The organism is Sorangium sp. So ce367, from assembly GCF_051520455.1.
GTDB lineage: Bacteria > Myxococcota_A > Polyangia > Polyangiales > Polyangiaceae > Sorangium > Sorangium cellulosum_B.
Window position 1 is genome coordinate 11,512,578 of record NZ_CP150334.1, and the last position, 18,079, is coordinate 11,530,656.

Sequence of the window (18,079 nt, forward strand, 5' to 3'; positions counted from 1 at the left end):
CGCCCTCCACGCCGCGCGCCGCGTGACTAGAGCGCCCGCCGCACCCGGCGTCGCTGCTCGATCATGTGCTGGGTGATCTGCTGCCTGCCGTCGGCGCGCTCCACCAGCGTCCACACGTTGTCGCCGCGCTCCCTGCCCGCGCAGTCGAGGAGCGCGTCGGCCGCCTGCTCGGCGGGGATGAGCCCGTCGTGCCGCCCCGGGAGCTCCACCACGGCCGCGCGCGTGCAGAGCCCGCCCATCGTGGCCAGCATCCGGCGCACGATCTCGCGGAAGATCGCCTCGTCGAACGCGTCGCGCTCGCCGGCGCCGAACAGGACGAGCTTGTCGAACGCCATGCGCGGCTTGCACGGGATCATGACGACCTCGCCGAGCTCGCCGGTGATCAGGCCCTGCCGCCTCAGCTCGGAGATCCGGCCGCCGAGCCGCCAGTCGCAGAGGCCGGCCACGCCGTGGGCCGGCCGCGCGTCGCTGAACGGGGCGCACGCGAGCACCTCCGAGTCGAGCTCGTCGAGGCTCTGCAGGTCGGGGGAGATGAACCGTAATTCCACGTGGATCAGACGCTGATGGCGCCCTTGCGGAAGTCGCTCTTCGCGATCTTCACGTTGACGCAAGCGGGCCTGCCGCACCGGAACGCCTCGTCCAGCGCGGGCCCGAGCTCCTCGACGCGCTCCACGCAGGCCCCGAAGCCGCCGAGCGCCTCGACCACGCGGTCGTACCGGGTGAAGTCGAGCGACGTCGCCGGCGCGCGGCCCTCGCCGTAGAGCTCCACCTGCCCCCGGCGGATCTGCGTCCAGGCAGCGTCGTTCCCGATCACGCTCACGACGGGGATGCCCTGGCGCACCATCGCCTCGAACTCGAGCGCGTGGAAGCCGAACGATCCGTCGCCGTACACGAGGACCACGTTGGCCTCTGGCCGCGCCAGCTTGGCCGCCATCGCGTAGCCGGGACCGACCCCGAGGGTCCCGAGCGGGCCGGGGTCCATCCAGAGCTGCGGCCACTCGAGCTTCAGCACGTTCGCGGCCGTGGCCACGAAGTCCCCTCCGTCGCCGATGACGATGTCGTCCTTGCCGAGGCGTTTGCCGATCTCCGCGCAGACGCGCAGCGGGTTCGGCGGGTCGCCGTCGCTCGCGATCTCCGCCAGCATCTTCGCGCGCGATCGCTCCTCGGCCTCGCGCACGGCCGAGAGCCACGCCGCGGCCGTCTTGTCGGGCACCTCCGCGAGCAGCTGCTCCAGGACGACGCCGCTGTCCCCGTCGATCCCGACGTCGACGCGGCGGTTCCTGCCGAGCTCGCTCCCGTCGAGATCGATCTGGACGACCTTGGCCGCCGGGCTGATGGCGCGGCCGTACTCGAGGCGGAAGTCGAAGGGGGTCCCGAGCACCACGCAGAGGTCGGTCTGCGAGAGCGCGAAGCGGCGCGAGCGGCTCATGAGCCCCGGGTGCGCGTGGGGCAGGGCGCCTCGGGCCATGCCGTTCAGGTAGAAGGGCGCCTTCACCGCGTCGGCGAAGCGGCGCAGCGCGTCGCGCCGCGGCGACCACCGGAGCTGGCTCCCGACGATGAACATGGGCCGCTCGGCGTCCCTCAGCAGGGCCGCGGCCCGCGCGACGGCGGCCGGGTCGCCCCCGGGGCGAGGCGGGGCCGCGGGCGCGGTCGCGGGCGCCTCGTCGCCGGCGTAGTTCATCAGCAGGTCGAGCGGCATCTCGAGGAAGACCGGGCCTGGCACGTTCGCCTGGGCGATGCGGAAGGCCGAGTCCACGTACTCCTGGATGCGATCGGTCGAGGGCACGGAGACGCTCCACTTCGAGATGGGGCGCATCAGCTCGACGTGGTTCATGTCCTGCAGCGAGCCCATGTCGGCGAGGGCGCGCGGGCCGGCGCCCCCGAGGACGACCATCGGGACGCCCGCGCGCTGGGCGTTGGCGACGGCCGTCACCACGTCCGTCACGCCGGGCCCCGCGGTGACGGCGCACACCCCCGGCCTCCCGGTCACCCGCGCGTACCCGTCGGCGGCGTGTCCGGCGGTCTGCTCGTGTCGCACGTCGACCACCCGGATGCCGTCATCCAGGCACCCGTCGTAGATCGCCTGGATGTGCCCGCCGCACAGGGTGAAGAGGTGCGTCACCCCGTGTCTCGCGAGGGCCTTCGAGACAAGCCTGCCGCCGTGCACCTGCGCCATGGGGCCGGCATATACCATGTGCGACCCAGCGTCCTGCCGGCGAGCGGTCGGTTCGCGCCGCCGCCCGTGCGCGGGCGCGCGCCGCCCCGGCCAGGTCGCCGGCCCGGGCCGCTCGGCGCCCCGCGCCGGCGCTCCGGGGACGAGCCCCGTGCCACGCGTCGACGGCCGCACGACCCTCGCGCCGCGGCGGCGCGTCGAGGAGTCCACTCGTCAAAACATCACCGGAGCTCGGGGGTCGTGTCCGCCTGAAACCCCCATTGTCCGGGTGGTAGGCAAGTGTTCTTCCTAACCTCCCGACCTCGGCTGAGCTCTCTCGGGATCAGAGCACCACCCGCTTGCTGGCGCGCGCGCCGCCTCCCTGACGGGTGATCCACGCTATCGCCCGATCAGGTCGGCTATCCGACCGCCGAGAAGGATAACCCCCCTTCCCGGGGTGTTACTGTAAAAATACAGCTCCGCCACAGCGCCGACTCCGACCTTGGATGCGAGGTCGTCGCCCCACCGCGACGGCCGACGCCTTTGCGATCACAACCCGACGCTGTTCTCTTCTATCCGGGCCACGAGATGATATAGTTGGAACCTTATTGCAGGTGCCAGCTCGACACCGCCACCTCTCTCGACCTCTCCCCGGTGCTCCTTCCCTGCAGCCGCCGGCCTCGGAGAGGGTCCGGTTCTCTGCCGGCGGGGCCATCGCGCCGCCGGCGGTCGCCTCCGGCGTCGGCGCTCCCCGCAACCTGGCGGAAACATTTCGGAGGGGGCTGGGTGGGTGGCGCCCCCGAGCTTCTGTGAGGAGCGTAACCGGTTCAGGGCCGTCGCGGCGATCGGCGGGCGCTGGGTGGTTGGCAACACAGGGCGTGTCGAGCTCACCGAGCCCTCGCGGGGCGCGCGCGGCGCGGCCTGCCGCGATGCATGGCGCGCGGCGAGGGAGCGCCGCGGCGACCGGGCAGCGGGTCCGGCCGATGGCGGCGCTGGCGCGGCTCGCCTGCCGCGTGGCGATGACACACGATCTCCATGACGTGTGCTCGCCAACTCCTTTGCCGCGTGCCGACCTCGACAGGCTGGAGGCGTGGAGCCGCTGCGGCGATCTGGGCAGCGTCAGGGGTGAACACGAGCCATCTTGTGCGACGCTCTCGTGGACGCTGCCTTCACAACCTACGTCCCGAGCGGCGTCTACCACGTGTGCGCCGACTTCACTCGTCCGGGCGTTCCCGACACCGGATCGCCATGTTGCATTCACTGGTATGCGCCGAGACCTTCTCCGTCCATGGTGCATCATTTCATCAACGCGCGATCGCTCAGGGCATCACGCGCTCCTGTTGAAGCGCAAGGAGGGCCGAATTCTCGGCGATTTTGCGCGCGGTCCCGCGGGGACTCTCGTGCGCTGGCGCCTCCCCCTCTCGCAGCGTTCATTTCAAATATCCTGCGCTCACAGAACGTTACCCAATACACCAAAATCACGCGTGACTGCTTACATGAGCTGGCGAGCTTGTTGTTTTCTATTTCGGGAAGGCTCTGTATCGGTTATGCGGGATAAGAGGACGCGCAATCGCGCTTCGCTGGAGTAGCATCTTCCTATGTCGGAGCCCCCTAGTAGCAGTCAGTTGATCCGGATACCCATGGTGCTGGCGCTCGACTGCAGCCCCCATTTTCTGGCTCGTTGCCGGAGGGTTGCAGCGCGGGCTCGTTTCCTCGTCCGCTCCTGCGATGCAGGCTCGGCGTGGGGGGTGGCCGTCCGCCTCCGCCCGCTGGCCATCGTCTTGCCGAGCCACTTGCACGATCGTGCGCCGAAGACCTTCGAGCTGCTCGCGGAGGACGCGGGAGCACGCCTCGTCGTCGTGGAGTCCGAGCAGCTGCCCGCGGGCGAGCTGGAGGGGCACATCACCTACGCGATCGGCGAAGCAAGCCGGGCGCGCGGCGCCTAGAGCGACGGTCACCCGCTTCGGATACGGGCCCACCTCGACGTTTTCGGTGCTCAGCGCACAGGAGTGCGCTTGCGCGCCGAAAACGCCGATCTGGGCCCGTATCCGAAGCGGGAGACCGCCGCTCTGCCCAGGCCGCGGCCTCAGTCGACGCGGACGCCCGCGGTGAAGTGGAAGCCCCACGTGTGGTCGAGCGGCGGGCCGAGCTCCTCGTCGAAGGGCAGCAGCAGGCCCGTTCGGAGGAACGCGAGGTTGCGCTCGATCGCGAGGAAAGGCTCGATGGCCAGGACGTAGAGATTGCGGGCGACGGCGTGCCGGATGCTCACGTTGTCGAACGTGGGCAGCGCCATCCCTTGCACGCGCACGCCGCCGCCGATCCCGTGGCCGATCTGGAGCTCGGCGGCGTGCTGGATCGCGACCTCGTACTCTTTGTTGCGGCCGAGCGGGATGTAGAGCACCGGCTCGATCTGGAAGCGCCCGATGATCCGTGAGCCGACGTGGGCCTCGGCGCCGAGGCGCGCGTGGATGGGGAGGATGCTCGGGAAGTACTCGTGGAGATCCCAGTACGCCCGGCTGGCGCTGACGGGCTCGTAGCTGGCGTGGTGGTGGGTCTTGCCCGAGAGCGTCGCCAGCCCGACGTCGCCGCCCACCGTGAGCCAGAACGTCCGGCCGACGCGGGCGACGTGATGGGCGCCGAGCGTCACGTTGCCAAGCACGGCGTCGGTGCGCTCGGCCATCGCGAGCCCGAACGGGAGTCGGACATCGAGGAACGTGTGCTGGGCGAACGGCATGCGGGCGAAGAGCGCGACCGCGAGCCCGGAGACCTCGCCGTCGCCGCCGGTGAACGAGGAGGTCTCCAGGCCGATCGCGCCACGCTGGCTCAGCGGGACGGCCCCCTCGTCGATGGTTCTGCCGCCCGACCCGCGCGCGGGCGGCGGCCCCAGCTCGGTATCCGAGAGGGACAGCACCCAGGGCGCCGGCGTGCTGCCCTTGCGGCCCGCCTCCGCCCCGCCCGGCTTCCGGTCGGGCGGCGCCGAGTCCGAGGGCGGCCCGGCCGCTCCCGGCGCGGTGTGCGCCTCTTCCGGCGCGAGCGGCGAGGCGTCCGGCTCAGGTGCGCCCGCTCCGGGCGCGCCGAGCGCCGGGGGCTGCGGCGGCCCGCCGGGCAACGGCGTCGCGGGCGGCTGCGGTGTGCCTGAAGCCGGCGGCTGCGGCGTGCCCGGCGCCGGCGGCTGCGGTGTGCCCGGCGCCGGCGTCGCGGGCGACGGCGGTGTGCCCGGCGCCGGCGTCGCGGGCGGCTGCGGTGTGCCTGAAGCCGGCGGCTGCGGTGTGCTCGGCGCCGGCGTCGCGGGCGGTTGCCGTGCGCCCGGTGCCGGAGGCGTTCCCGCCGACGCGGAGGGCGCAGGGCTAGCTGTCGGGCGAGGCGTCGCGGGCTGCGCAGCGGAGGGCGCAGCCGCGAGGGTCGCCGCCAGCCAGGAAAGCGAGGACAAGACCAGGATTCGACGTGGCATCGTGTCTCCTTGGAGCGCGCATCCTATCGTCTCGGCGGGCGCGCGCGCTCTGCTCCGGCGAGCGCTGGACGCGCCTCGGCCGACGCGAGCGCCGACCCGCGGCGAAACGGGCACGGGGCGACCCGGAGGCAGAGGCGAGCTCCGCGCGGCGCCCGGCGACGGAGCGGCGGCGCGGGGCCGGGCCCTGCCGCGCGCCGCTACAGCAGCGCGGCGAGGGCGGCCGCGAGCCGCTCGTAGTGCGGCCTGTCGTTGTAGATCTGGGCCGAGATCCGGAGGTACCGCCGGGGCGACGCGGGCCAGGCGAACACCGGCACCTCGATCCCCCACCGCTCGAGCAGCGCGTCCTGGAGCGGATCGAGGCGCAGCCGGGGCGACGGCGCGTCGGGGAGCGGCACCGTCGCGAGCGCGCCGATCATCGCGTCGGGGCTCGGCGGCATGCAGCCGAGCGCCTCGCACAGGAGGTCGCGCGCGGCGAGCGCCGTCGCCCGGTTGTGCGCCTGGAGCGCGGGCCAGCCGCCGGGCACGAGCGCGGCCATGGCGCGGAGCGCGTCCGCGACGCAGAGCGCCGCGCTGGGGTCGGCCGTGCCGGTCCAGTCGAACTCGAGCAGGAAGCGCGACCTGTCGGTGCGCGGCGAGTTGGCGCCGTGGCTGATGGAGAGAGGGCGGACCGCGCCCTGCTTGTCCCGCCGCACGTGGAGGAACGCCGCGCCCTTCGGCGAACAGAGCCATTTGTGGCAGTTGCCGGTGTAATAGGCCGCCCCGAGGGCGCGGAGATCGAGCGGCACCATGCCGGGCGCGTGCGCGCCGTCGACCAGCACGTCGACGCCGCGCTCCGCGAGCGCGGCGATCAGCGAGGCGACAGGGAACACGAGCCCCGTCGGGCTCGTCACGTGGTCGACGAGGACGAGGCGCGTCCGCGGCCCCACGCGCGCGAGCACCGCCTCGACCACCTGCTCGGGCGCCTCGATGGGGAACGGCACCGGCGCGACCACGACGCGCGCACCGGCGCGGGCCGCGACCGCCTCGGCCGCGTTGTTGCAGGCGTTGTACCCGTGATCCGTGATGCAGAGCTCGTCGTCGGGTCGCAGCGAGAGCGACCGCAGCACCGTGTTGACCCCGACGGTCGCGTTGGGGACGAACACGAGGTCGTCGACGTCAGCGCCGACGAAGGAGGCGAGCGCGCCTTGGGCCGCGTCGAGCAGCGGCTCCAGCTCGCGAAGGAAGAACCGGACCGGCTCGCGCTCGAGCTGCTCGCGGTAGCGCTGCTGCGCCTCGAGCACCGCGCGCGGGCAGGCGCCGTACGAGCCGTGGTTCAGGAAGGTGACGGCCGGGTCGAGCGACCAGAGCTCGCGCACGGCGGCGGCGCGCGACTCCGGGAAGGCGTTCGGGTTCATGGCGAGGAGCGGGCCCCGAGGAGGCGACGTGCCGGAGGGCCCGGAACAATGTCGCGCGGGCCCCGACCTCTGTCGAGGGCCACGCGAGGAGCAGCTGCCAGTCCATGATGGATTGTATCGTCAATGTTGAATCATGGATCAACCATGACCGGATTCCCCCGGTCATGCAGAGCCGGTCAACCCGTCCATGATGGACATCGCGTCCGGTCGTCCCATGACGGACATCGCATCTGCCCTCTCATGACGGACACCGCACCTGCCGTCCCACGATGGACATCCCATCTTCGGCCCCATGAGGGACACCGCACCTGCCCTCTCATGATGGACGCGCGCCCGCCCACCATGACGGACCGTCATCGACGGGCAGGCGTCAGCGGCGACGAGCAGGCATCAGCGACGGGCAGGCGTCAGCGGCGACAGGCAGGCATCGGCAACGGGTAGGCGCCAGAACGGGCAGGCGCCAGAACGGGCAGGCGCCGGCGGCGCGCCTCGGCGGCGGCGCCGGATCAGCGGCCCGACCAGACCGGGGAGGCGCTGTTCATCTCGAGCGCATCCATGCGCCGCGCCGCGGGTGAGGGCGGAGCCGCCGCGGCCGCGCGCGCGGTCTTCCGCGCGCTCGCCACCGCCGAGGCGGCCTGGACGGCGCGCTCCTTGTCCTTGTCCGAGCGGGCGCGCGCCGCCTGCTGCCGGAGCCGGTCCTCCGCTGCGGCGAGCTTCGCCTCGGCCGCGCCGAAGTTGCCCGCGCTCACCTCCTGGGCCGCGTCGAGCTGCATCATGCCCGCCTCCATCACCGCGGCGATCGTCTGCGTCTTCTCGTTCTGGTGCGCGGCGACGAGGGCCGGGTCGCTCGTCACATCGTAGCGGGCGACCACCTCCTGCACGCGCGGGAGATTGCCGCTCTCGGCGTCGCGGAAGTGGAGCCGCACGCTCGCCAGCGGGTGAGAGCCGGCCGCCGGCGCGGTGACCCGCGCCCGCACGAGCATCTCGCGGTGCTGCCCGCCGAACATCGTGCCGAGCAGCACCCGGAGCGCGTCCCCGGAGCGCTCGGTGCGCTCGTTGGGGACGTCGAGCAGCTCCACGCCGGGCGCCGGGACGATCTCGACGAACGCGCCCGTCGCCGCCGTCGTCTGGAGCAGGGCGAGCTCGCGCTCGAGGACGGAGGACATCTCCCGCGCCTCGGTGAGGTGGTACAGCCGGCCGCTGGAGCCGAGGGCGAGCGCGTTGAGCGTGCGCTCGTCGTAGTCGGCGCCCACCCCGATCGACGTGATCTGTACCCCGTGCGCGGCGCCGCGCTGGGCGAGCGCCCCGAGGATGTCGGGAGAGGAAGGCCCGATGTTCGCCTGGCCGTCCGAGATGAGCACCACGCGCCGGACGGCGTGCGTCGACGGCGCCGCGAGCGCGTGCTGCTCCGCGAGCTGGAGTCCACCGAAGAGGTTGGTGCTGCCGTCGGGGCCGAGCGCGGCGATGGCGCGCGCCACCGCGGGGCGCGTCGACCGGCCGAGCACCGTCGGCGAGACGCGCGCCTGCGCGGTGTCGGCGAACGACGCGACCGAGACGAGATCGCCGTCGGGGAGCCTGTCGACGAACGCCTGCGCCGCCGCGCGGGCGTTCTCCATCTTGGGGCCTTGCATCGAGCCGGAGGCGTCCACGAGCAGCACGACCGCCGCTGGCGCGCGCGGCTGTCCACGGGCTGCGCGCGCCGCCGGGACATCGATCCACACGCCGAGCTGCGTCTCGCGCGTCCCCGGCAGCGCGAAGGCGCTCGCGCCCGCGGCGCCGATCCAGACGCCCTGGTTCCCCGCGGGCGCCGGCTCCGGCTGGGACGACGGCACGTCGGCCGCCGCCGCAGAGGGCTCGGCCGGCTCCGTCGGGGCGGCGGCCACGGCGACCGGCTTCGCCGCCTCCTCCCGCGCCGCCGCGCCCGGCGCGGCCGCCACCGCCGCGGCGCTCGTGCCCGGAGGCGCCCCCGCGCTGGCCGTGCAGCCCAGAGCCGCCCATCCCATCAGCAATCCAGCGAGCATCGTCCGCATCGAGAAGCTCCTTCCGCCGCAAGCCATGGCGCGGCCCACGGGGGGACCCGCGTCCCTCCGCCGCGATCTCCCGGTCCCCGCAGCGCGCGGCTTCTACGGACCGGGCCGAAAAAAGATCTCCGGGAGAGCCGGCGTCGGCACCACCGCCGCCGGCCCTCGCACCGGCGAAAGGCCGCCGCTCCGCGCCCGCGCCCGGAGCCCCCTCCGAGCACACATCCATGGGTCGTCCCTGCCTGACTCCAGGGCACATCTCGAGATCTCGCGAGATCTGCGACTCCCAGCGTCCCTCTGTCGGTGGTTCAGGTCTTGCTCATTCACGACCGTCGACGGGCGATCGCCGGAGCGCGGCGCCCGGACACGATGCGCCGCACGGAGCGGCGATGCCGGAGGAGGTCGATCCGATGCAACTCGCGCGAACCAAATCTCCAGCTCTTCTCGCCGCGTTCGCGGCGGTCTTCCTCGCTGTCGGGAGCCTCCTTGCTTTGCCTGGCTACACGCTCACCGGCACGGGCGTCCGCGTCAGGACCATCGGCGTGCTCAACATCGATGTCTATCGGATCAGCCATTACATGGAGCAGCTCCCTGCCACGAGGTCCAAGGACGCCGTCATCGACATGGACACGGGGAAGAAGTTCGTCTGGACGATGCTCCGCGACGTCGACCGCGCGAGCATCGTCAAGGCGCTGCGGGAGGCGTATGCGTTGAACCGATACACGGACACGCCGAAGATCGAGAGGTTCGTGGCGGCGTTCGAGGGAGACCTCAAGTCGGGAGCGGAGGTCACCATCGCGTACGACCCGGGCGCGAAGGCGACCACCGTCACGGTCGCCGGCGGCGGGACGGCGACCGTGGCAGGCCTTGATTTCATGAAGGCCACCTGGCGGATCTGGCTGGGCAAGATCGATCAGCCCACGTTGAGCGAAGAGCTCATCGCCAGGCTCCGCTAAGGCAGGCGAGCCGCTGTCAGTCCGACGGCTTGTCGCGCACCACGAGCACCGACCGGTTCGTGTGGTTCACGACCTTCGCCGCCGTCGTGCCGAGCACCTTGTCGATGCCCGAGTAGCCGTGCGACCCGATGACGATGAGATCCGCGTTCTCCTCGTCGGCCGTCCGGCAGATGACCTCCCAGGCGACGCCGACGTGGATCACGACCTTCGCCAGGAGCTCGGGCGGCACGTCGCGCGCGAGCTGCGAGAGCTCCTCGCGGTCGCCCCGCTCCAGGATCTCGGGGACCCGGGTGGGCGACTCGTTCAACGCTTCCGCGGGCAGGCTGTGGTGCAGCCCGATCCCGCGCACGAGCACGAGCTTGCCGCCGAGCTTCTGCGCGAGATCGACGCCCTCCGCGAGGACGAGCGACGCCTTGGGGGAGCTGTCCAGTGCAACGAGGATGGTCCGGGGGTGCTTGAGACTCATGGCGTCCGCCTTTCGTGCGGTGACGTACCGCACCTTCTTTAGCCGACCTGGCGCCGGACGCGCAGCGCATCTCTCGGCGGCGGCGCCCCGCTCCTTCGCGCCGGCCCGGCCGCCCGCGCCGAGCACCGCGGACCGTGCGTCCAGCGTGGATCAGGCGCGGATCATCACGCCATGGGCTCGGTCGTCCGTGAGGATCTCGAACGCCGCGCGCCGCGCCGTGGTCAGGGTCTCGATCCCGACCTCGCGGCCCAAGCTCTTCCGCCGCAGCGTGACGGTGCAAGCCCCGATCTTGGTGTTCAGACAATGCTTCACGCCGCCAGGAGGGTTCCTGTAGGCCAGGCCCACGAAATCGCCGGCGGACGCGGAGATCTCCCCCTCGACGCTCAGCCGATCGGTCTCCGTCCGGAAGCGCCAGGTGAAGTAGTCGAACGAGGCATCGGCGCGGACCGACTGGACGAGCGAGCTGAGCGCGATCTCCTCGCCGCGGTGCCGGAGGACCAGCGGCGTCATGTTCGGCGTCCAGAACGGTCCGACCTTCAGCCGGGCCGTGGCGACCTCGAGGAAGCTGTCCGGGTGGCTGTCGAACCCGGCGACCTGCCCCCAGGCGTACAGGTCCGTGTGCTTCGTCCCCCAGTTGTGGTTCTGGCTGCCCACCCAGCCCGAGACGTCCACTTCGCGCCCAGCTACGCGGAGGAGGCCGCTGTAGACGGCCATCGGCGCGCCGACCAGCGCCTTCGCCTTCGGCAGCGGGGCGCCGTAGAGGGCCGCCGGGAGCAGCAGAAGGGGCTCTCCACCGCCCTCGTAGGCGAGGTCCCAGGTGATGGCGTCCTCCCCCTCGCCCGCCGCGCCGGTGAGCCTGCCGAGGCTCAGCCGGGCGCCGTCGATGGCGACCGCCAGGCTGTCGCGGGCGAACGAGCAGCGCCCGGCGAACGGGACCTCGCGCTTGGCGACCGCGTGGCGCCCCGACTCGCCGTCGAAGTAGACCGCCCAGAGCTCACCCTCCGCGGCCTCGGGCCGACCGGCCGGGCTGAACAGCGTGTACCGGATCCAGAAGGCGAGCGGCCGGGTCGGGTGGTTCGCGCGCTGGAAGAAGCTCTCGTAGAAGCCGCCCCGCTGCCCCGGCCGGTAACGCGCGTGGTTCGCCCGCTCTCGGATCATCCTCGCCTTCGCGACCGCCATCGAGCCCCCCGCTCCTCCAGCCTAGTGCCCCCGCTTCGACCCGCCGCTGAGAAGATCGCCGATCACCCGCTCCAGATCGTCGAGCGAGATCGGCTTCGCGATCTTCGGGTTGTCCACCCGCTCCACGAACTCCCGCGCGCTCGGCGTGAAGGCGCCGCCCGACATGAAGGCCATCTTCGGCAAGAGCTGCGGGAACCGCTCGCCGATCTCGTCGTACAGGGCCATCCCGCTCATCTGCGGCATCAGCAGATCGCAGACGATCGCGTCGATCCGGCCGCCGCGGTCCCGCAGGAGGTCGAGCGCCTCGTGGCCGCTCTTCGCCACGAGCACCTCGTGCCGCTCCTCGAACGCGCGCGCGAAGGCGTTGAGCAGCATCGGCTCGTCGTCGACGAACAGGATCGTCCCGCGCGACGACGCGCGCGGCGGCTCCGGCGGCGGCCGCGGCGCGGGCAGATCCGTGGGGTTGAGGCCGGTCAGGCGGATCGTGAAGACGGTCCCGACGCCGGGCGTGCTCGACACCGTCATCGTGCCGTGCTGCTCCTCGACGATGTTGCGCGACACCCAGAGCCCGATGCCCGGGCGCGCGCTCTCTTCCTTCGTCGTGAAGAACGGGTCGAAGATCCGCTCGACGACCTCCGGGGTCATCCCGCGCGCGTTGTCCTCCACCTCGACGTGGTGGACGCCGGCGTCGAAGCGCGTCGTCACGCGCACCATGTTCTCGTCGCGAGGGCGGTTCGGCATCGCCTGCGCCGCGTTGATGAACAGGTTCACGAACACCTGCGAGAGCTTGCCCGGATAGCCGACGAACGGCGGCATCTCGCCGTAGCTGCGCTCGATGCGGCAGAGCTGGCTGAGCTGCGGGCCCGTCATGCGCAGCGCGAGCTCGATCACGTCGACGAGATCGACCCGCTCGGGCTTGCGCTCGCTGCTGCTCGAGAAGAGGTTGAGGTCCGTCACGATGTCCCGCATCCGCTCGACGCCGGCGAGCGCCTCGTGGCACGAGCGATCGATGAGGTCGATGGCGCGCAGCAGGTCCTCGTACGAGCCCGAGGCGACCGGGCGCGCCGCCGAGACGAGCTTGTGCGCCCCGCTCCGGATCTGCTCCAGGTTCGCCATCACCCACGCCATGGGGTTGTTGAGCTCGTGCGCGACGCTCGCCGCGACCTGGCCGATCGAGGAGAGCTTCTCGCTGTGGAGGATCTGCGCGCGGCGCGCGACCTCCTCGGTGACGTCGCGCATGAGCGCGAGCGAGGCGTCCTCGCCGTAGAGCCGCGTGATCCGGACCGTCATCACCTTGGTCAGGCCAGCGCGCGTCCCGCAACGGATGGTCGCCTCCCGCGGCGCCTCGGCCCGCGACGCGGACAGCACGAGCGTGCGCAGGGCCGGCACGTCCGCCGCGACCGCGAGCGCGGTGATCGGCCGGCCGATCCACGCCTGCCGCGAGTGCCCGAAGAGCGCCTCGAAGCGCACGTTCAGCCGCGTCAGCATGCCCTCCTGGTCGATCGTCGCGAGCACGTCGGACGAGAGCTCGACGATCTCGCGGTAGCGCTCCTCGGAGGCGAACAGCGAGCGCTGGGCGTACGCCTCGGCGAAGCGGTGCTCGAACTGGAGCAGCAGCGCGTCGACGGCGCGGAGCACGTCGATCGAGGACGAGCCGTCCGCCTCGGCGTCGTCGTGCGTCGTGTCGAGGACGCCCGCGACCGCGGTGCGGAACTCGGACGCGGCGATCAGCGGAGCGCTGATGGAGTACCCGGTCGCGTAGCGCTGCTCGACCAGGTGCGTGATGAACTCGTCGAGCAGCGTCTCGCTGCCGTCCTCGAGGATCCTGGTGAACGCGGCGAGCCAGGAGCGCACGTTCTCCGTGACCTCGCCCACGGGCCGATCGGTGTACCGGCCCCGCTCCGGCGGCAGCGCCAGCACGTTCTCGATCCAGTCGTCGATGAGCTCGTCCTTGTGCCGCTTGCAGAGGTCGAGGAGCCGCCGGCGCGCGAGCGCCATCGACGTCTCCGCGTTGGTCGGCGGCCCGTGGACCTGCGAGCGCCGCTCGCCGTCTCCCCCGCCGCGCGCGCCCCGCGACTCCGGGACCTGCGAGCGCCGCTCGCCGTCCCCCCCGCCGCGCGCGCCCCGCGAGTCCGGGACCTGCGAGCGCCGCTCGCCGTCCCCCCCGTTGTGCGCGCTCTTCGCTTCCGGAAGCTCACGCTTGGCTTCCTCGTCCGCTGCCATCGCTGTTACCTGCCGCGGAGGACCTCGCAGCCCATGAACGCCCGGAGCGGCTCCGGCACGACCACCGTGCCGTCCGCCTGCTGGTACTGCTCGAGGATCGCGATGACCGTCCGCCCCACCGCGAGCGCCGACCCGTTCATCGTGTGGACCAGCCGCGGCTTCGCCTTCGGCTCCGGCCGGTAGCGGATCTGGGCGCGGCGCGCCTGGAAGTCGCCGAAGTTCGAGCAGCTCGAGATCTCGCGGTACAGCCCCTGGCCGGGCAGCCACACCTCGAGATCGTACGTCTTCTGCGAGCCGAAGCCGAGATCGCCGGTGCAGAGCGCCGACACCCGGTAGTGCAGGCCGAGCCGCTTCAGGACCTCCTCCGCGTGCGAGGTGAGCAGCTCGTGCTGGCGGGCAGAGTCCTCCGGCGCCGAGAACCGCACGAGCTCGACCTTGTCGAACTGGTGCTGCCGGATGAGCCCGCGGACGTCGCGCCCGTGGCTGCCCGCCTCGCTGCGGAAGCACGGCGTGTAGGCCGCGTAGGCGATCGGGAGCGACGCGCCGTCCAGGATCTCGTCGGCGTGGAGGTTCGTGACCGGGACCTCGGCCGTCGGGATGAGGTAGAGGTCATACGCCCTCTCCGGGTCGCTCTTCTGCGTCTTGAACAGGTCCTCGGCGAACTTGGGCAGGTTGCCCGTGCCGAACAGCGCCGTGTCCTTGACGAGGAAGGGCGGCAGCACCTCGAGGTAGCCCTGCTCGCGCGTGTGCAGGTCGAGCATGAACGAGATGAGCGCCCGCTCGAGGCGGGCGGCGGCGCCCATCAGCACGGTGAAGCGCGCCCCCGAGAGCTTCGCCGCGCGCTCGAAGTCGAGGAGGCCGAGGGCCGTGCCGATGTCCCAGTGCGACTTCGGCGCGAACGAGAAGCTCGGCTTCTCGCCCCACGCCCGGACGACCACGTTGCCCTCCTCCCCCGCGCCCACGGGCACCGACGGGTCCGGCAGGTTCGGCACGACGGAGAGCAGCTCGGTCATCTTCTTCTCGAGCTCGGAGACGAACTGCTCGGCCCCCTTGATCCGCGTCGACAGGGCCTTCAGCTCGTCGCGCTTCTGCGCAAACTCGGGCGATTTCTTGTCAAGGCGCGCCATCGCGTCGTTCGCCGCGTTGCGCTCCGCCTGCCACTGCTCGAGCGCTCGGATGTTGGACCGCCTCGCGCTGACCGTGGAGGCGAAGTCGTCTCCGAGGCTGGCGGCGGCGGCGGGCGAGCGAAGAGCGAGCGCCGCGCGCACCTCATCGAGGTGCTCCGCGACGTAGCGAGGATCGAGCATACCCCAGGGTTTAGCCGAAGCCCGCACGCGCGTCAGCAGCCGCGACGCGCCGCTCCGCTCCGAGGATGGGCCCGCTCCCCGCGCTCCCCGCCAGAGGCCCGGCGGGGAGCGGCGCGCAGGGACGCGCTAGGCGCTGGCGCCGAGGCTGCGCAGCACGAACTGGAGGATGCCGCCGTGCTGGTAGTAGTCGACCTCGTTCGGCGTATCGATGCGCGCGGTGACGGTGAAGGTCTTCTTCGCCCCGCCTTCCCCGGTCGCGACGACGTTGAGCTTCTTGCCCGGCGTGAGGTTGTCCGAGATGCCGTCGATCTCGAACACCTCGCGCCCGGTGAGGCCGAGGGTGGACGCGTCCTCGCCCGGCGCGAACTCGAGCGGGAGCACGCCCATGCCGACCAGGTTCGACCGGTGGATGCGCTCGAAGCTCTTCGCGATGACCGCGCGCACGCCGAGCAGCTTGGTCCCCTTGGCCGCCCAGTCGCGCGACGACCCGGTGCCGTACTCGGCGCCGGCGATCACGAGCAGCGGCACGCCCTCGGCCTTGTACTGCATGGCCGCGTCGTAGATCGTGGTCTTCTCGCCGTCGGGCAGGTGCACCGTGATCCCGCCTTCCTCGCCGGGGCGAAGGGCGTTCTTGAGGCGGATGTTCGCGAACGTGCCGCGCATCATCACCTCGTGGTTGCCGCGGCGGGCGCCGTACGAGTTGAAGTCCGCGGGCGCGACGCCGTGCTCGACCAGGTACTTCGCGGCGGGGCTGTTCTTGGCGATGTTGCCGGCCGGGGAGATGTGGTCGGTCGTCACCGAGTCGCCGAGCAGCGCGAGCACGCGCGCGGCCCGGATGTCGGTGAGCGGCGCCGGCTCCTTCGACAGCCCCTCGAAGAACGGCGGCCTGCGCACGTAGGTCGAGCCCTCGTCCCACACGAACGTCTGGCCGCCCGGGACCGCGAGCTTCTGCCACTCCTCGTCGCCGGCGAAGACGTTCTCGTACTGCACCTGGAACTGCTCGGGCCGCACGGCCGTCCGGATGGCCTCGTTGACCTCGGCCGAGCTCGGCCAGATGTCCTTGAGGTACACCGGCTCGCCGTTGCGATCCGCGCCGACCGGCTCCTTGAAGAGGTCGGCGTCGACGTCGCCGCGCAGCGCGTACGCGACGACGAGCGGCGGAGAGGCGAGGAAGTTCATCCGCACGTGCTGGTTGATGCGGCCCTCGAAGTTGCGGTTGCCCGAGAGGACGCTCGCCACGACGAGATCGTTGTTGCGGATCGTGTCGCCGATCACGTCCGGCAGCGGCCCGGAGTTGCCGATGCAGGTCGTGCAACCGTAGCCGACCATGTGGAAGCCGAGCGCCTCCAGGTACGGCAGGAGCCCCGCCTGGCGCAGGTAGTCGGTGACGACCTTCGACCCGGGGGCGAGCGACGTCTTCACCCACGGCTTCACCGTGAGCCCGCGCTCGACGGCCTTCTTCGCGAGCAGGCCCGCGCCCAGCATGACCGCCGGGTTCGACGTGTTGGTGCAGGACGTGATCGCGGCGATCACGACCGAGCCGTGGCGCAGCGTGTAGCGCGTGTCGCCCTCGGTGATCTCCGCCGGGCGCATGACCTTCTCGAGCGCGGGGACGCGCGCGGCAGCATGGCCGGCCCCCTCCTCGAGGAACGCCTTGACCGCGGGCGCGTCGGCCGCGGCGAACTCCTTCTCGAGCATGCCCTGGAGCGAGGCGCGGAAGGCGCGCTTCGCGTCGCGCAGCGGGACGCGGTCCTGCGGCCGCTTCGGGCCGGCGATCGACGGCACCACGTCGCCGAGGTCGAGCGAGAGGGTGTCGCTGAAGACCGGGTCCGGCGTGCTGTCCGTGCGGAACAGCCCCTGCTCCTTGTAGTAGGCCTCGACGAGCGCGACGAGCTGCGCGGGCCGGCCGGTGAAGCGCAGGTACGCGATCGTCTCGTCGTCGACGGGGAAGAAGCCGATCGTGGCGCCGTACTCGGGCGCCATGTTGGCGATCGTGGCGCGGTCCGGGAGCGAGAGCGCGCTCAGGCCGGGGCCGTAGAACTCCACGAATTTCCCGACCACCTTCTTCTGCCGCAGCAGCTGCGTCACCGTGAGGACGAGATCGGTCGCGGTCGCGCCCTCGGGCAGGCTGCCGTGGAGCTTGAAGCCCACGACCTCGGGGATGAGCATCGAGAGCGGCTGGCCGAGCATCGCCGCCTCGGCCTCGATGCCGCCGACGCCCCAGCCGACGACCCCGAGCCCGTTGATCATCGTGGTGTGCGAGTCGGTGCCGACGAGCGTATCCGGGTAGACCAGCGTGCCCTGCCGCATGACGGCGCCCGCGAGGTACTCCAGGTTGATCTGGTGGCAGATGCCCTGGTCGGGCGGCACCACGCGGAAGTTCGTGAACGCCTGCGCTCCCCAGCGGAGGAACGCATAGCGCTCCTCGTTGCGCTCGAACTCGAGCGCCGCGTTCACCTTCACGGCCGTCGAGGACGCAAACTTGTCGACCTGGACCGAGTGGTCGATCACGAGGTCGACGGGCTGGAGCGGGTTGATCTTGAGCGAGTCGCCGCCGAGCTTCGCGAGCGCCTCGCGCATGGCGGCGAGATCGACCACGGCGGGCACGCCGGTGAAGTCCTGGAGCAGCACGCGCGCCGGGTGGAAGGCGATCTCCTGCGAGGGGCGGGCCTTCGGGTCCCAGTTGAGGACGGCCTCCACGTGGTCCTTGCGCACGACGCGCCCGTCCTCGTGGCGGAGGAGGTTCTCCAGGAGGATGCGCAGCGAGAAGGGGAGCTTGTCGATCGACGCGCCGCCTCGCGCCAGCGAGGTGAGCTTGTAATAGGTGTATGTTTCGGCTTGAACCGTCAGCGTGCTCTTGGTGCCAAAGCTGTCGACCATGCGGCCTCCTCCAACGTCCGGAGCGCCCTTGTAGGCGCCCCGAAGCCGCT

The 18,079-nt window shown here is 71.7% G+C and carries 12 protein-coding genes; 2 read left to right on the top strand and 10 right to left on the bottom strand.

The features are described 5' to 3' along the window. Nucleotides 1-26: 26 nt before the first annotated feature. Both WME97_RS43720 and WME97_RS43725 read right to left on the bottom strand, forming a co-directional pair. Nucleotides 27-548, bottom strand: coding sequence for a M17 family peptidase N-terminal domain-containing protein (locus WME97_RS43720; protein WP_437546814.1), 522 nt, complete (start codon nucleotides 546-548; stop codon nucleotides 27-29). A 5-nt stretch (nucleotides 549-553) separates the two neighbouring features. Then, entirely contained in the window at nucleotides 554-2,176 is a 1,623-nt protein-coding gene (locus WME97_RS43725) for a thiamine pyrophosphate-binding protein (protein WP_437546816.1), read from the bottom strand. A gap of 1,724 nt (nucleotides 2,177-3,900) precedes the next feature. On the opposite strand from WME97_RS43725, the gene WME97_RS43730 reads away from it, so the two are divergent. Then, nucleotides 3,901-4,098 carry a hypothetical protein gene (locus tag WME97_RS43730; RefSeq protein ID WP_437546818.1) on the top strand — a complete coding sequence of 66 codons (198 nt, stop codon included), beginning with the start codon at nucleotides 3,901-3,903 and terminating at the stop codon, nucleotides 4,096-4,098. Nucleotides 4,099-4,238: 140 nt separating this feature from the next. Here WME97_RS43730 and WME97_RS43735 read toward each other — a convergent pair whose 3' ends face one another. The 3 genes from WME97_RS43735 to WME97_RS43745 form a co-directional block, all read right to left on the bottom strand. Next, nucleotides 4,239-5,261 (bottom strand): hypothetical protein, encoded by a 1,023-nt coding sequence (locus WME97_RS43735; protein WP_437546820.1) that lies wholly within the window; start codon nucleotides 5,259-5,261, stop codon nucleotides 4,239-4,241. 539 nt (nucleotides 5,262-5,800) lie between these two features. Further along, nucleotides 5,801-6,997, bottom strand: coding sequence for an aminotransferase class V-fold PLP-dependent enzyme (locus WME97_RS43740; RefSeq protein WP_437546822.1), 1,197 nt, complete (start codon nucleotides 6,995-6,997; stop codon nucleotides 5,801-5,803). A 506-nt stretch (nucleotides 6,998-7,503) separates the two neighbouring features. After that, a complete protein-coding gene (locus WME97_RS43745; RefSeq protein ID WP_437546824.1) occupies nucleotides 7,504-9,027 on the bottom strand; it encodes a vWA domain-containing protein in 1,524 nt (507 codons plus the stop codon). A 401-nt stretch (nucleotides 9,028-9,428) separates the two neighbouring features. Here WME97_RS43745 and WME97_RS43750 point away from each other — a divergent pair, with 401 nt between their 5' ends. Then, nucleotides 9,429-9,974: a chalcone isomerase family protein gene (locus WME97_RS43750; protein ID WP_437546826.1), complete on the top strand. Its 546-nt coding sequence runs from the start codon at nucleotides 9,429-9,431 to the stop codon at nucleotides 9,972-9,974. Nucleotides 9,975-9,990: 16 nt separating this feature from the next. Here WME97_RS43750 and WME97_RS43755 read toward each other — a convergent pair whose 3' ends face one another. The 5 genes from WME97_RS43755 to acnA form a co-directional block, all read right to left on the bottom strand. Next, nucleotides 9,991-10,440, bottom strand: a complete 450-nt coding sequence (locus tag WME97_RS43755) for a universal stress protein (protein WP_437546828.1) — start codon at nucleotides 10,438-10,440, stop codon at nucleotides 9,991-9,993. Nucleotides 10,441-10,590: 150 nt separating this feature from the next. Next, on the bottom strand, nucleotides 10,591-11,619 hold the full coding sequence (locus WME97_RS43760; protein ID WP_437546830.1) for a hypothetical protein: 1,029 nt from the start codon (nucleotides 11,617-11,619) through the stop codon (nucleotides 10,591-10,593). Between the two features lie 21 nt (nucleotides 11,620-11,640). Beyond that, a complete protein-coding gene (locus WME97_RS43765; RefSeq protein WP_437546832.1) occupies nucleotides 11,641-13,842 on the bottom strand; it encodes an ATP-binding protein in 2,202 nt (733 codons plus the stop codon). A gap of 5 nt (nucleotides 13,843-13,847) precedes the next feature. Further along, entirely contained in the window at nucleotides 13,848-15,149 is a 1,302-nt protein-coding gene (gene serS / locus WME97_RS43770) for a serine--tRNA ligase (protein ID WP_437546834.1), read from the bottom strand. 126 nt (nucleotides 15,150-15,275) lie between these two features. After that, on the bottom strand, nucleotides 15,276-18,029 hold the full coding sequence (acnA, locus tag WME97_RS43775; RefSeq protein WP_437546836.1) for an aconitate hydratase AcnA: 2,754 nt from the start codon (nucleotides 18,027-18,029) through the stop codon (nucleotides 15,276-15,278). Nucleotides 18,030-18,079 lie beyond the last annotated feature (50 nt).

What these genes read in the sequence shown, in the direction of transcription:
- WME97_RS43750 (WP_437546826.1), top strand. Translation starts at nt 9,429, where the DNA reads ATGCAACTCGCGCGAACCAAATCTCCAGCTCTTCTCGCCGCGTTCGCG.
- WME97_RS43740 (WP_437546822.1), bottom strand. Translation starts at nt 6,997, where the DNA reads ATGAACCCGAACGCCTTCCCGGAGTCGCGCGCCGCCGCCGTGCGCGAG.
- serS (WP_437546834.1), bottom strand. Translation starts at nt 15,149, where the DNA reads ATGCTCGATCCTCGCTACGTCGCGGAGCACCTCGATGAGGTGCGCGCG.
- acnA (WP_437546836.1), bottom strand. Translation starts at nt 18,029, where the DNA reads ATGGTCGACAGCTTTGGCACCAAGAGCACGCTGACGGTTCAAGCCGAA.
- WME97_RS43765 (WP_437546832.1), bottom strand. Translation starts at nt 13,842, where the DNA reads ATGGCAGCGGACGAGGAAGCCAAGCGTGAGCTTCCGGAAGCGAAGAGC.
- WME97_RS43755 (WP_437546828.1), bottom strand. Translation starts at nt 10,440, where the DNA reads ATGAGTCTCAAGCACCCCCGGACCATCCTCGTTGCACTGGACAGCTCC.
- WME97_RS43760 (WP_437546830.1), bottom strand. Translation starts at nt 11,619, where the DNA reads ATGGCGGTCGCGAAGGCGAGGATGATCCGAGAGCGGGCGAACCACGCG.
- WME97_RS43725 (WP_437546816.1), bottom strand. Translation starts at nt 2,176, where the DNA reads ATGGCGCAGGTGCACGGCGGCAGGCTTGTCTCGAAGGCCCTCGCGAGA.
- WME97_RS43745 (WP_437546824.1), bottom strand. Translation starts at nt 9,027, where the DNA reads ATGCGGACGATGCTCGCTGGATTGCTGATGGGATGGGCGGCTCTGGGC.